The 14,157-nt window shown below is 42.7% G+C and carries 11 protein-coding genes and 1 pseudogene; 8 read left to right on the forward strand and 4 right to left on the reverse strand.

The window, feature by feature from the left end; all coding sequences use genetic code 11:
* Positions 1–27: 27 nt before the first annotated feature.
* Complete coding sequence (fadJ, locus tag ACSFVZ_RS07720; protein ID WP_138557448.1) at positions 28–2,253, reverse strand: fatty acid oxidation complex subunit alpha FadJ; 2,226 nt, start codon at positions 2,251–2,253, stop codon at positions 28–30.
* The gene (gene fadI, locus ACSFVZ_RS07725; protein WP_063529462.1) at positions 2,253–3,563 is read right to left on the reverse strand and encodes an acetyl-CoA C-acyltransferase FadI; all 1,311 of its coding nucleotides are present in this window, start codon (positions 3,561–3,563) and stop codon (positions 2,253–2,255) included. Before fadI ends, fadJ begins: the two co-directional genes overlap by 1 nt.
* 359 nt (positions 3,564–3,922) lie before the next feature.
* Between fadI and ACSFVZ_RS07730 the strand changes: the two genes are divergently transcribed.
* The 8 genes and pseudogenes from ACSFVZ_RS07730 (at position 3,923) to ACSFVZ_RS07765 (ending at position 12,141) form a co-directional block, all read left to right on the forward strand.
* Positions 3,923–4,879 (forward strand): AAA family ATPase, encoded by a 957-nt coding sequence (locus tag ACSFVZ_RS07730; protein ID WP_135923914.1) that lies wholly within the window; start codon positions 3,923–3,925, stop codon positions 4,877–4,879.
* Between the two features lie 3 nt (positions 4,880–4,882).
* Complete coding sequence (locus ACSFVZ_RS07735) at positions 4,883–5,827, forward strand: DUF58 domain-containing protein (RefSeq protein ID WP_138557446.1); 945 nt, start codon at positions 4,883–4,885, stop codon at positions 5,825–5,827.
* Between the two features lie 2 nt (positions 5,828–5,829).
* Positions 5,830–6,270 (forward strand): DUF4381 domain-containing protein, encoded by a 441-nt coding sequence (locus ACSFVZ_RS07740; RefSeq protein ID WP_138557445.1) that lies wholly within the window; start codon positions 5,830–5,832, stop codon positions 6,268–6,270.
* Entirely contained in the window at positions 6,263–7,249 is a 987-nt protein-coding gene (locus ACSFVZ_RS07745) for a vWA domain-containing protein (protein WP_135923911.1), read from the forward strand. Before ACSFVZ_RS07740 ends, ACSFVZ_RS07745 begins: the two co-directional genes overlap by 8 nt.
* Before the next feature lies 1 nt (position 7,250).
* The gene (locus ACSFVZ_RS07750) at positions 7,251–9,128 is read left to right on the forward strand and encodes a vWA domain-containing protein (protein ID WP_435558538.1); all 1,878 of its coding nucleotides are present in this window, start codon (positions 7,251–7,253) and stop codon (positions 9,126–9,128) included.
* Complete coding sequence (locus tag ACSFVZ_RS07755) at positions 9,122–10,771, forward strand: BatD family protein (RefSeq protein WP_435558539.1); 1,650 nt, start codon at positions 9,122–9,124, stop codon at positions 10,769–10,771. Before ACSFVZ_RS07750 ends, ACSFVZ_RS07755 begins: the two co-directional genes overlap by 7 nt.
* A gap of 78 nt (positions 10,772–10,849) precedes the next feature.
* Positions 10,850–11,392, forward strand: a pseudogene (locus tag ACSFVZ_RS07760) (sigma-70 family RNA polymerase sigma factor); the annotation flags it as partial.
* Positions 11,392–12,141 (forward strand): DUF3379 family protein, encoded by a 750-nt coding sequence (locus ACSFVZ_RS07765; protein WP_138557442.1) that lies wholly within the window; start codon positions 11,392–11,394, stop codon positions 12,139–12,141. The pseudogene ACSFVZ_RS07760 and the gene ACSFVZ_RS07765, both read left to right, overlap by 1 nt.
* A 74-nt stretch (positions 12,142–12,215) precedes the next feature.
* Here ACSFVZ_RS07765 and ACSFVZ_RS07770 read toward each other — a convergent pair whose 3' ends face one another.
* Both ACSFVZ_RS07770 and ACSFVZ_RS07775 read right to left on the reverse strand, forming a co-directional pair.
* Positions 12,216–13,406, reverse strand: coding sequence for an amino acid aminotransferase (locus ACSFVZ_RS07770; RefSeq protein ID WP_054553227.1), 1,191 nt, complete (start codon positions 13,404–13,406; stop codon positions 12,216–12,218).
* 73 nt (positions 13,407–13,479) lie between these two features.
* Entirely contained in the window at positions 13,480–14,139 is a 660-nt protein-coding gene (locus ACSFVZ_RS07775) for a GAF domain-containing protein (protein ID WP_435558540.1), read from the reverse strand.
* Positions 14,140–14,157 lie beyond the last annotated feature (18 nt).

The following is a 14,157-nucleotide window of genomic DNA, read 5'->3' on the forward strand; positions in this document are numbered from 1 at the left end:
TTTTAAATTAGCTAATTAATTAAAATACTAGCTTTTAGTTGTTTCGGTATCAGCTTCTTCTGACGCTTGCTCGTCTTCGACCACTTCTTTGGTTACTTCAACCGGATCGACAGGCGCAGCTTCTTCAACTGCCGGCTCTTCGCTTTCTGCTTGGTAAAAACGACCACCCTTTTCAGCCATTGCTTTTAACGTATCGCAAGGTGTGAAAATTGGATTATAGTTAGCAAAAGTCGCCATTTCTGAGCTCACTTGTGCGGCCCCCAGTTTATCCATATAGCTAAATGGACCGCCTAAGAATGGTGGGAAACCGATACCAAAAATAGCACCAATATCACCGTCACGCGGGCTTGCAATAATGCCATCATCTAAACAGCGCACCGCTTCGTTCAGCATTTGCGCAACACAACGTTTAGCAATTTCGCTCTTGTTTAAACGAGGTGATGGCGTAACACCCAGTAGCTCGTATACTGACTCATCCACTTTTTTATCTTTCTTGTCATAAAGATAAAAACCACGGCCTGTCTTACGGCCTAAACGCTTAGAATCGATTAAGCGATTAAAGGCATCCGGGGCTTTAAAGCGCTCGCCCAATTCTTTTTCAAGGATAGGCGCAATTTTAGAACCGATATCAATCCCTACTTCATCAAGTAACGCTAAAGGTCCTACCGGGAATCCAAACTCAACAAGTGCTTGGTCAATCTTTTCAATTGGCTCACCTGCAAGCAGTAAATTAGCCGCTTCATTTACATAAGGCGCTAAGATACGGTTTACATAGAAACCTGCCATGTCTTTAACCACAATTGGAGTTTTACCTTGCTTACGGGCAAAGTTAACCACGCGTGCGATAGTTTCTTCAGATGTACCAGCGTGTGGAATAATCTCAACAAGTGGCATTTTCTCAACAGGTGAGAAGTAATGCAGACCAATTACATTTTCTGGGCGTGCTGCATCAGCAGCGATTTGCGCGATCGGTAATGATGAGGTATTACTTGCAAAAATCGTATTGTCTTGGCATTCACGTTCAACATCAGCCACCATACCTTGCTTTAAAGCAAGATCTTCAAACACCGCTTCGATAACGATATCGATGTGCTTAAAGCCACTGTAATCGGTGGTACCGGTGATACGGTTCATGGTTTGTTGTAGTTCTGCTTTAGATAAAATACGACGCTTTTGCTTTTTATCTAAAATTTTATAGCTGTAGTTCATTGCATTGCTAATGCCCTTTTCAGCCACATCTTTAATGCGCACTGGAACACCGGCTTTTACGGCACTAACATGAGCAATACCCGCGCCCATTAGGCCGCCGCCTAATACTGCTGCTTTAGCGATTGCTGGTGCGTCATCATTGCGCCACTCTTTTTTCATTTCTGTGGTTGCAAAGAAAATACCGCGCAATGCTTTTGACTCATCGCTCATAACTAGCGTGGCAAAACCTTCAGCTTCAGTTTTGTATGCTTTTAACTGATCAAGCTCAACACTTGCGCGAACCGCTTTAATAATCGCTAAAGGAGCTGGGTAGTGACCGCCTGTTTTCTTCAGCACATTTTCTTGTGCTTTTTTGAAAATAATATTACGACCAAATGGGTTTGACTCAAGTAATTGGCTTAATCGGTCTAGCTTAGGTTTAGTAACCTTAGCCTTCCCTTTGAGTGCAAACTCTTTAGCAACATCTAGTAATACACTGTGGGGGACACAATCATTTACTAAGCCTGTTTTCTTCGCTTGCTTTGCACGCACTTGTTTACCTGTAAGCATCCACTCAAGTGCTTTTTGCAAACCAACTAATTTAGGTAAACGTTGTGTACCGCCACCCCCTGGTAATAAGCCTAACTGTACTTCAGGTAAACCAAGCTTAGTGATATCGCTGTCTGAACACACGCGATAATCACAAGCTAAAGCAAACTCTAAACCACCACCTAATGCTGCACCGTGTATGGCACTAACCGTTGGGAAAGGCAGCTTTTTCATATCGAAAAATGCTTGCTGGCACATTTCGCTTAACGCTAATGCATCTTCACGGCTATTGGCGCTATCAAGCATTTTAATATCAGCACCAGCGATAAAGTTATCGCTTTTACCACTGATAAATACCATGCCTTTTACCGCTTTTTCTTGTGCGTCTTTAAGTAAGGTTTTTAAATCTTCTGCAAAACTACTACGCAGGGTGTTCATTTTTTCACCCGGCACATCAATAGTTACAACGGCTACGCCGTCATCAGCCACTGATAAACTAAATACTGAATCTGTCATTACGCACTCTCCAATACAAAGGCTGCGCCTAAGCCACCCGCTGCACACGCAGTCGTAAGCGCTAAGCCGCCACCGCGACGATTAAGTTCATGTAAGCTTTGCGTGATCAGGCGCGCGCCTGTTGCCGCAAATGGGTGGCCGTATGCAAGAGAGCCACCTAATACATTGAACTTGTCCATGTTAATTTCGCCGATCGCTTTACTACGACCTAGCTTTTCTTGTGCAAATTTATCTGACGCAAACATCTTCATGTTGGCAAGTGTTTGCGCTGCAAATGCTTCGTGCATTTCGATTAAATCTAAATCAGCTAATGTGATACCAGCTCTATCTAAGGCAATTGGCGTTGAGTGCGCCGGACCCATTAGCATGTCTTCATGTACACCAATTGCAGAGAAAGCAAAACTGCGTACATAACCTAAAATGTTGTAACCCAATGCTTTTGCTTTGCTCTCGCTCATCATTAATACCGCAGCTGCACCATCGGTTAATGGCGTTGCGTTAGCTGCAGTCACTGAACCATGTTGACGGTCAAATACTGGTTTTAACTTCGCGTAGCCTTCAACTGTTGAGTTATGACGAATGTTATTATCTTGCTCAATAAAGCTCTTATAAGGTGCAACATGGGCAGTCATCACTTCGTCTTTCAGTTTACCATCAGCCCACGCTTGGCTTGCAAGAGTGTGAGAACGATGTGCTAAAGCATCTTGATCTTCGCGGCTAATGTTATGCGTTTTCGCCATTTGCTCAGCTGTTTGACCCATAGATAAGCCAGTAGAGTACTCAGCGACCGCTGGCGGTACAGGCAGTAAGTCTTTAAGACGCAGTTTTGAGAAAATCTTTAATCGCTGACCAAGAGTGCGTGCTTTGTTTAAATCAACAAGGCTACCCGCTAATTTTTTGCTAACACCAATAGGTAATACAGATGATGAGTCAGCACCGCCCGCGATACCAACTTGCACTGAGCCTGCCATAATTGACTCAGCCACGTTAGCAATGGCTTGGAAACTTGTCGCACACGCACGCGATACAGAATAAGCATCAACAGATACAGGCATACCCGTACCTAATACGATTTCACGGGCAATATTTGGCGCTTCTGGCATTTGTACTACTTGACCAAATACCAGTTGGTCGATTTCAGATTTATCGAAATTTAGTCGCTCAAGCATTTCGTTGACAACTAACTTACCCATATCAAGGGCTGGTACATGGTGGAATGCTGTGGCTTGCTTTGCAAACGGCGTTCGTAGGCCGCTAACGATTGCGATACGATCGCCTTTTGCTGTTTTAAGTATATTTTGCTCAGACATTTATGCTCTCCCGCTGACAGGTCTGACCTGTTTGTTTTTCCTGATTCTAAAACAACCCGTGTACGAATGCCAATAGTAAGTTTTCAACCATAGGCTTTTTTCGACCGATTTACAAAAAAACACTGTATTTATATGGTAGGCTAAAATTTTTATAGGTTAGGATAAAATTCCTTAAAAAATAACGAACTATTTGAGGATTTTCTGTCTAACACTTGTGTTATAACTTTTGAATCCTTATAACTTGTTGATAGCGCCCCATTCACGGTAGCGTAAACACGATTGATAAGCACTGAACGTTTCACGTTTGTGCGGTATAAAAAACAATTTTTGACTCACGCTTTTAGGACAGTCTTTTTATTATGGCAGTTAACGCATTTTCACAATTAAAAACATACTTAGACACGCAAATTATCGGCCAACCCCAATTAACTCAAGCACTGTTAATCGCAATTTTGGCTGATGGCCACTTATTAGTTGAGGGCCCTCCGGGTCTTGCAAAAACCCGTGCTGTAAATGCATTAGCAAAAGGCGTTGAAGGCAGCTTCCAACGAGTTCAATTTACCCCTGACTTACTACCTGCGGATGTCACCGGTACCGATATTTATCGTCAGCAAACCAGTGAGTTCGTATTTGAAAAAGGCCCGTTATTTCATAACCTAATTTTGGCTGACGAAATTAACCGTGCTCCAGCTAAAGTACAATCAGCACTTCTTGAAGCAATGGCTGAACGCCAAGTAACAGTTGGTAAAAACACCTATCCACTGTCTGACCTATTTATGGTTATGGCAACGCAGAATCCGCTCGAGCAAGAAGGCACTTACCCACTGCCAGAGGCCCAGCTTGACCGCTTCTTACTGCATTTAAGCATTGATTACCCGGGTGCTGAACACGAATTAGACATTTTACGTCTAACTCGAGGTGAAGCTATCTCTGATAAGCAAGCAACGACACAACAAATTAGCCAAAGTGAGCTTTTTGCTGCCCGTAAAGCCATATTAGGTTTGTATTTAGCTGAACCACTAGAGAAGTACCTAGTACAATTAATTGTTGCCACCCGTGAAGCGTCTGAACTTGATGAGCAACTTGGTCGCTGGATTGAATATGGTGCAAGCCCACGTGCAACGATTGCCCTTGATAAGTGTGCGCGTGCTCATGCTTGGCTTGAAGGTCGTGATTTTGTAGCCCCTGATGATATCCAAGCTGTGCTTCACAATGTGTTACGTCATCGTATTATATTGAGCTACGAAGCGCAGGCCGATGGCATTAGTAAAGACGATGTGATCAGCCGTATTTTAGAATTGGTGGCAGTACCATAAGCTATGTCGAGCCAATTTGATACAGCGGCGTGGTTAGCAGCAAGCCATAGTCAAGGCGTAAACTTATCACTCAAAGAGTTGATGTATTACAAAGCCAAAGCTCGCTTGCTAGAACTTGCGCCCAAAGTAAAAATCAAAAACAGTTTAGCTGGGCAATACCTTGCGCCTCATAAAGGCCGCGGTATGGAGTTTGCCGAGGTACGGCATTACCAAGCCGGTGATGACATACGCTCTATCGACTGGCGTGTTACCGCACGTACTGGCGAAACCCACACTAAGCTGTTTCAAGAAGAAAAAGAACGCCCTGTTTTCGTATTTACTGACTTTTCAAACTCAATGCTGTTCGGCTCAAAGTTATTATTAAAGTCAGTGCAAGCAGCGCACATTAGTGCATTGGTTGCATGGTCAGCATGTCAACGCGGTGATCGGATTGGTGGTCTGGTGTTTAATCAGCATAGCCATCACGAATTAAAGCCTACATCGCGCGAAAAAGCAGTGCTAAAGCTTTGTCACAATTTATGTGATATTCACAGCCAAGCACTGACTAATATAGATCAAACAACCACCAGCTTATTTAGCGAAAACCTTAAACGCCTTAATCATTTAGCAAAACCAGGAAGCTTGGTTTATATCGTCTCTGATTTCAGTGCCCTTGATGAAGCAAGCTTCAAACAGCTTGAGATGCTAAGCAGACACTGTGAGTTAATTGGCTGCCATATTAGCGACCCATTCGAGCATCAGTTACCGGCTTTTAAGCAAACTGTGACCGTGTCGGCTAATGGTCAAGAGCTGGCTTTACCTTTAATGGATAAGCAATTTCGCGAGCGTTTTGCTAAGTCTGCTGAAGAGTCGTTTTCTAATAGATTAAAACGCTTACAAAAATCTGGGCTTAGTTTAATTTCATTCAGTGCAGCCACCCCACTTGAGCTGCAATTAGTGAGAAAGTAACAATGCAAAAAAATCCGCTAGATGGCTTACATGATGTCATTGCACCAACCGAGGTTGCATGGTGGCCACTTGCTCCAATTTGGTGGCTTATCATCGCCTTAGTTGGTTCGTTATTAATTGTCGGCTTAGTGCTTTTATATAAAAACCAGCAGTTTAAAAAAGCCAAAAAACAAGCCATTAAATTAAGTAAAACAGTGGCTGATGATGACGCACAACAGCTACACATTATTTTAAAACGTTTAACTCGTCATTATTACAACAACCAGCTTGCCTCTCAGCCTTTAGCAAAGTGGTCAGAAAGCTTGTCTAAGCTTAGTGGCGACAACTTTAGTTACGATGAACTAATGCCACTTTATCAACAGCAAACGAATAATGCCGAGCTTGGGGCTAAATTACGCAGCGCCATCCACAACTTTAAACTCAAGGAGCCAATCAATGTTTGAGTTTAGTTGGCCATGGTGTTTTGTACTTTTACCACTTCCTTGGTTATTAAGCCGCTTTATGCCGCTAAAGCAGCAAGGGCAGTTACGTTTACGTATCCCAGGCTTTGCTAAGCTTGGCTTGAATAATCAAACAGTGCAGCAACATAGCCGTAAAGTTTCATTACTCGAATGGGCAGTATGGGGTTCACTGGTTGTTGCAATAGCAAACCCAACTTGGCTTGATGAGCCTATCACACTGCCTAATGAAGGCCGCGACATTATGCTTGCAGTGGATTTATCTGGCTCAATGACCGAGCAAGACATGGCCTATCAGAATCAATATGTCGATAGGCTAACCATGGTAAAAGCTGTATTAAGTGACTTTATTGAGCAGCGTCAGGGTGACCGCCTTGGTCTTATTTTATTTGGCGATACGGCATTTTTACAAACGCCACTTACACGTGATGTTAAAACTGTGAGCCAAATGCTAAGCGAAGCACAAATTGGCCTAGTTGGCCGAGCAACAGCCATCGGTGATGCATTAGGTTTATCGGTAAAACGCTTTGCCAACAAAGATGAAAGTAATCGTATTGTTGTACTATTAACTGATGGACAAAACACCGCTGGTAACCTTGATCCAGAAGATGCGCTACTGTTAGCCCGCGAAGAAGGTATCAAAGTATATACCATTGGCGTTGGCTCAGATAACCCACGTGGTTTTAGCCTATTTAATATGGGTGGCATGAATGGTGGTAACCTTGATGAAAGCTTATTAAAGCGTATTGCAGAGCAAACCGGCGGCTTATACTTTAGAGCAAAAGATGTGGCTGGTTTACAACAAATTTATCAAGAGCTTGATAAACTTGAGCCTATTAGTAGCGATGAGCAAACGTTCCGCCCGCAAATTTCTTTGTTTTATATTCCACTGCTTATAGCGCTTGGCTTAATAAGCTTAGCAATGCTAGTCAGTTTTATCCGCCAATTTAAGCAGGAGAGCTAGTATGGATTTTGAATTTATTCGCCCTGTCCTACTTTGGTTATTGATCCCAACATTGATTATTTTTAGTGTGTTGTTAGTGCGCAATAAAAAAAGCGCCCCAGCTGATTTAATAGCCCCCCATTTGGCACAGTTTGTAATGAGCGACAACCAAAAAAAACAAAGCCAACCACTTTGGTTAGTTGCGCTGTTTACCTTATTAGCTATTGTGTTTTCTGCTGGCCCAAGCTTTGAGAAAAAACAAGTGCCAGTGTTTCAAGCAAAAAACGCTCGAGTCATTGTGATGGATATGTCGTACTCTATGTTCAGTACCGACATTGCGCCAAGCCGGTTAGTTCAAGCTCGCTTTAAAGCACTTGATATGATTGAGCTTTTCAAAGAAGGTGATACGGCATTGGTTGCTTATGCAGGCTCTGCATTTACCATTTCGCCGCTAACCAATGACGCCAGCACGTTGGCTAATCTTATCCCAAGCCTAAGCCCTGATATCATGCCAAGCAAAGGCTCAAATGTGATTGATGGTTTAGAAAAAGCAAATGAGCTACTTAAACAAGCGGGTTACCTTGAAGGCGATATTATTTTAGTAACGGATGGTGTTGACCAACTTGACCAAGAAGATATTGCTCGCTTTACAAGTGAATCGGATTATCGCTTAAATATTTATGGTGTAGGCACTGAGCAAGGTGCGCCAATCAAGCTTCCTGAAGGTGGTTTTTTGAAAGACATGCAAGGACAAATTGTTATTCCAAAATTAAATGTGAGTCGCTTAAATGCACTTGCACGTAATAGTGGTGGCAAATTTGCGCTCTATCAAACCAGTAATCAAGATATTAAAACATTCGCACCTAGTGCCAATGCTGAAGTGCTTAAAGATGAAAAACAAAGCCAAGCTTTATGGCGTGTTGATGCGGGTATTTATGGCCTGATTATTTTACTACCGTTAGCACTTTTTTTGATTCGCCGAAGCAGCCTAGTGCTTGGGGTTTTGTTTGTTATGCTACTGCCTCAGCAACAGGTTTACGCCGCTGAGTTACCAGAGGTGTTTAAAAACCAAGACCAACGCGCCCTTGATGCCTATCAGCAGAATCAATTTGAACAAGCCGCACAAGCAGAAAACGCGCAACTAAAAGGCGCAGCCCTTTATCAGCAAGGTAATTACCAAGCGGCCATGGACGCCTTTAGCGAAGATAAGTCAGCTACTGGTTTGTATAACTATGGTAATGCTCTTGCCAAGGCTGGTGAGCTAGAGCAAGCCATAGAGGCTTATAAACAAGCCCAGCAACTTAAAAATGATTTTACTGAAGCAAAAGAAAACCAAGCCCTCGTTGAACAGTTATTGCAGCAGCAAGAGCAACAACAGCAGCAACAAGATCAACAGCAAAACAATGATCAACAAAACAGCGATGGCCAGCAAGATAACCAGCAAAAGCAACAGGGAGAGAATTCCCAGCAAGGCGAAAACTCTGAGCAAAGTGAGCAGCAAGAGGGGCAACAACCCTCTGAGCAAGATGAACAATCAGATCAAAAAGGTGAGCAAAGCGAGTCTGAAAGTGGCCAGCAAAACAAACCTGAAATGGAATCTGAAGCACAACAGTCACCACAATCAGGTGAACAAAAGCCAGAGCAGTCCCCCGAGCAACAAGATGCAAAGCCAGAGCCATCGCAAAGCGATGAACAAGCTAAACAGCAAGCAGAGCAACAAGCTATGCAGGCACAAGCAGCTGAACTGACTAATGAAGAGAAAGAAAAAGCACAACAGCTTAATCAGTTACTTCGTAAAGTCCCTGATGATCCTGCGATCTTATTAAGAAATAAAATGCAATTAGAAGCACAAAAACGAAACTATCAACGTCGTCCACGAGGAGCCGAAAAATCATGGTAATGCGATTATTATGTTGTTTATTGCTAATCGCGGCAGCGCCGCTTTGGGCTGCCACCCAACTACAGGCAAGTGTTGATAAAAACCCAGTCCTTGCAGGTGAGTTTTTCATATTAACTATTACCGCTGACGACACCATCAACAGCGAGCAACCTGATACCTCTGTACTATTAAAAGACTTTGTTGTTGGACCAACGAGCGTTAGTACCCGCACCAACATTATTAATGGTGAAATCAGTAAGCAAACGAGTTGGTCTGTAAAATTAATGACTCGCAAAGAAGGGACTTACACAATCCCAGCATTTACCGTTGCTGGTGCAACTTCGCAGCCAATTGAGTTAACGGTTAGCAAACGGAGTCAAAACTCTGAACAAAGCCAAGATGCATTTATCAAAACCAGTATTAAACCGCAAAGTTTGTATGTGCAAGAAGCCGGTGTTTATACAGTTAAGCTATACATAGACAACAATAAAGAGCTACTTGATGGCAACCTTACGACACCAGAAATGGAAAATGCCGAATTAACCGCCATCAATAAACAATCAGAAAGCTATGAGCTGATTGATGGAAAGCGTTATTTGGTGATCACTCGCGAATACCTAGTGCAACCACAAAAAAGCGGCATTAATACCATTACAGCCCCTGTCTTTAATGGCCGTATCCGTCAAAACTATCGCCAAATGGCAATTTCAGCTATGGGTGAAAATGTTGATGTAGACATAAAACCAATTCCTGATAACTACACAGGTGCTTGGCTGCCAAGTGAATTAGTCAACCTTGATGAGCAATGGCAACCAAAAGATGACACGGTAGAGGTAGGTACGCCAATTACACGTACTATCAAACTCACCGCGCTTGGTGTCACCAAAGAACAGCTGCCTGATATCGAGATGCCACAAGTACAAGGTTTTAGAAGTTACCCTGATCAAAAAGAGAATAACCACTTAGTGCGTGATGGTCGCGTTATTTCTCAGCAAACAGCGTCTTATGCGTTATTACCTCAAACACCAGGAACGTACACTTTACCTGAAATCAAACTGCCTTGGTTTAATACTAAAATAAACCGTATCAGTTATGCCACGCTTCCTGCACGCACAATTACGGTGATACCAAGTACTAACCCATTAACCCCGCCACCAGCGACGCTTACACAGCCCCAAACTGACAACTCTGCCGCTGTGACAGATATGCCACCGGCTGTGCAAACTGTCACTCAAGTCAGCACACCAGCTTGGCTCATAATTGTTGCAGCTGTAGGCTATGGCCTGTGGTTAGTCACTTTGGTTCTGTATATTAAAAAACGCCCAACAGTACGTGAAGTCGCACCACAATCAGTAGCTGCTTCTTCAACATCACTTGATGAGCTTAAGAAGGTCGCTAAACAACGCAACAATGCTCTCTTCTACAGCACATTCATGGCCTACGCTAAACAGCAAACCGGTCAAACAACACGACCAATTGAGCACCTGCAAGCAACACTTAACAATCAAGCCCTCAATGAGGAAATTGCTAAATTACGCGCTAAACTCTATAGTTCAGCAGACGAGCATCCTGATTTAGCAAAGATTGTGGCTTTGCTTAGCCAAGCCACTAAGCACGTTAAGTCGACAAACCAAGAAGATGTATTAAAGAATCTATACGATTAATATTAATACGTTGAATTTAAACGGCTAATCTACAATTAGCCGTTTTTTATATAAAAATAATATAAATTCAGAAAGTTTTTTTCTGGTGGGCGGGTCTTATTTACTATGACAGAAAAACAAAAGCGATATGAAGCACTGGTTCATATCTACCACAGTGAGCTTTTTCGCTTTGCATATTGGTTATGTCGTGATCAGAGTATTGCAGAAGACTTAGTGCAGGAAACCTTCCTGAGGGCTTGGCGTGCCTTGGATTCACTGCAAGATCAGCAAGCAGCCAAACCTTGGTTACTCACTATATTACGACGAGAAAATGCTCGGCGATTCGAACGCAAACAATTTGATTACGCCGATATTGAAAATGACACACTTGTAGATGAAAAAAGCACGACGCTTGATGCTGAAATGGAACAAACAGTGATTCAACGACAAATTGGAAAGTTATCACAAGAGTATCGCGAGCCACTGCTGTTACAAGTAGTAATGGGGTGTTCGGGTGATGAAATTGCCGAGATACTCGATTTAAATAAAAACACGGTAATGACACGTCTTTTCCGTGCCAGAAACCAGCTTAAAGAGGCTTTAAGCAGTGATGATGATCAACTTAGAGGAGCATCAAATTAATGGATGAACTCGAGTTTCGCCGCCGCATCCTCGCCGAGCCAAGCACGACTGATAAGGAGCTTGACGCGTTTGCCGAGCAGGACGAAGATAAACAGGCGTTTATCGATGATGTACGTGCCTTAGATGATGAGCTAAGCAAGGCACTCAACGTACCCGTGCCTGAAAATCTAGCAAAGCGAATTATTGATAATACTTATGCAGCAGAAGAACAGCTCTCTGAGCAGCCGTTAGACACTATTATTGAGGCTAAGTCGCGCTTCGCCTTTAATCGCCTTTATTTAGCGGCTGCAGCGTCGTTTTTAGTGGCAATTAGTGTGTTCTTCGTTACTAACAAACAGCATACGTTATACAGTGTTGGTGAGCATGCTTTTACTCATTTGTATCATGAAATTGACTCGCTCAATAAACATGAGCCAATTGACCTTGCCTATGTGAACGAAAAGTTTGCCACAATTGGCGGACATTTAGATGAGCTACCCGGTAAAGTTACTTATTTAATGTTTTGTAATTTTCAGGGGAAAAAAGGCCTGCACTTGGTATTTGAATCTGACTTTGGTCCAATGACTGTCTTTATCGTCCCTGCTGACGAACAGCCTTTTGGTACTGGCTCAGAAGATTTCAGTGATGAACGTTTTGCTGGGCATATAAACCGCGGTAAACAAGCTGACACGATACTGATAGCCAGCCTTGATGCACCGCTTGATAGCTATAACGCAATGCTAAATGATGCGATACGCTGGTTACATTAGCCCTGTCCGCAAATAAAGTTTAGATACAAAAAAACCGCAGTGTGACTGCGGTTTTTTTATCGCTATAGAGCCGATTATTTACAAACGTCTGCTACTGCATTAGCAAAGTAATCAATGTTTGCATCACTGATACCAGCAACGTTTACACGGCTAGAACCAACAATGTAGATTGAGTACTCTTTTTGTAAGCGTTCGATTTGCTCTTTATTAATACCTAGGAATGAGAACATACCATTTTGACGGTCAATAAATGAGAAATCTTGTTCAATCCCTTTCGCTGCTAAGCTTTCTTTGATTAAAGTACGTAAACCATTAATACGGTTACGCATTTCATCAAGCTCATCGTGCCACATTTGCGTAAGCTCAGTGCTGCCTAAAATCGTGCTAACAATATCAGCACCGTGTGCAGGCGGCATTGAATAAATACTACGTACAACGCTTAATAATACAGAGTTAGAGATATCAGCAGTTGCAGCATCTTTTGCAATAATTGAACACGCACCGATACGCTCGCGGTATAGACCGAAGTTTTTCGAACATGAAGAACAAATGATTAGCTCATCTACCGCTGCTGCTAGTTTACGTAGACCCGCAGCGTCTTCTTCAAGGCTTGAACCAAAACCTTGGTAAGCAATATCAACAAGTGGCGTAAAACCAACTTCAACAGCAAGATCAGCAACTGTGCTCCATTGCTCAGCATTTAAATCCATACCGCTTGGGTTGTGACAACATGCGTGGAATAACACAACATCACCTTTAGGCACTTGCTTTAGGGTGTTTATCATGTCATCAAACAATAGGTCTTTATTTTCGTAATCGTAGTAAGGGTACTCTTTTACTGTTAAGCCTGCCGCTTCAAATAAGCTAATGTGGTTTGCCCACGTTGGCGTAGTAACCCATACCGTTGCATCTTTATTGCAACGCTTGATGAATTCAGCTGCAACACGAAGTGCACCTGTACCACCTGGTGCTTGTGCAGTGCGAACACGGTTTGCTAATAACGCAGGATGCTCACCCAGTAATAAGTTTTCCATTTTTTGGCAGTAATCTAAGTTACCCGCCAAGCCAATGTACGATTTACTGGTTTCGTTTTCTAAACGAAACGCTTCCGCTTTTTTAACCGCTTTTAATACAGGCGTATTGCCTTGCTCATCCTTATAAACACCTACACCCAAATCGATTTTCTTCGGGTTTGTATCTTGTTTAAAGGCCGCCATTAGGCCAAGAATAGGATCTGTTGGTAATGGTTTTAATTCTGAGAACATTGACTATCTCTTTTTATAGGGGTTAGCGTTGCCACTAGCTTAACATAAAAACCCAGCCTAATTACTAGTTAAATTAGACCAAGAGTTGAGGAATTTTAATACAACATGCAACAAGTAATGCAAGGGTTTGTTGATCAAAGAAATCAGTATTAAATGCTTCTGCATCTATAATACCTAAGCATTCGTTTTTGTCTGAAAGTAATGGTAAACAGGTCTCTGCTTTCACTTTAGGATCACAAGTATAGTACTCACCACCTTGAGCAAGGTAATCAGCAACGTTATTGATCACACGCCCTTGCTTAGATAGTGCAACCTGTACATTATTGCTACCCTTAGCGAATGCGTCTGTTAGAGGAAATAACGGACGACTTGGCGCGCCATGGTAAACCAGCTTCAATAACTGTGGGCCTTCGTCTGTATTTGTTGCTTGATAAATACCAAACCAATCTACTTGCGTCTGGGCTACGACAAAATCGATGATTTGTTGAAGCTTAGCCAGCTTTTCAGTGTTTACAGCATTGTCTGCAACATAGTCGTTTAATTTGAATGGTTCATCTTGCAAAAAACCAAATAAGCTACACGCACCACCCTCGCCTAGCTCAGGGATTTGGTACTGCCAGCGCACTGAAGGTAATGCTGACTCTGCAAGATATTGCTCAAGGTTTGATAATTGCTCCGCAACAAGGTTTTCAGGTAAATCTAGTTGAGCAACAGATAAGTAAGTAGAAATCATTTAGCCATCCAAACATCT

This window comes from Pseudoalteromonas nanhaiensis (genome assembly GCF_051235485.1).
Classification (GTDB): domain Bacteria; phylum Pseudomonadota; class Gammaproteobacteria; order Enterobacterales; family Alteromonadaceae; genus Pseudoalteromonas; species Pseudoalteromonas lipolytica_C.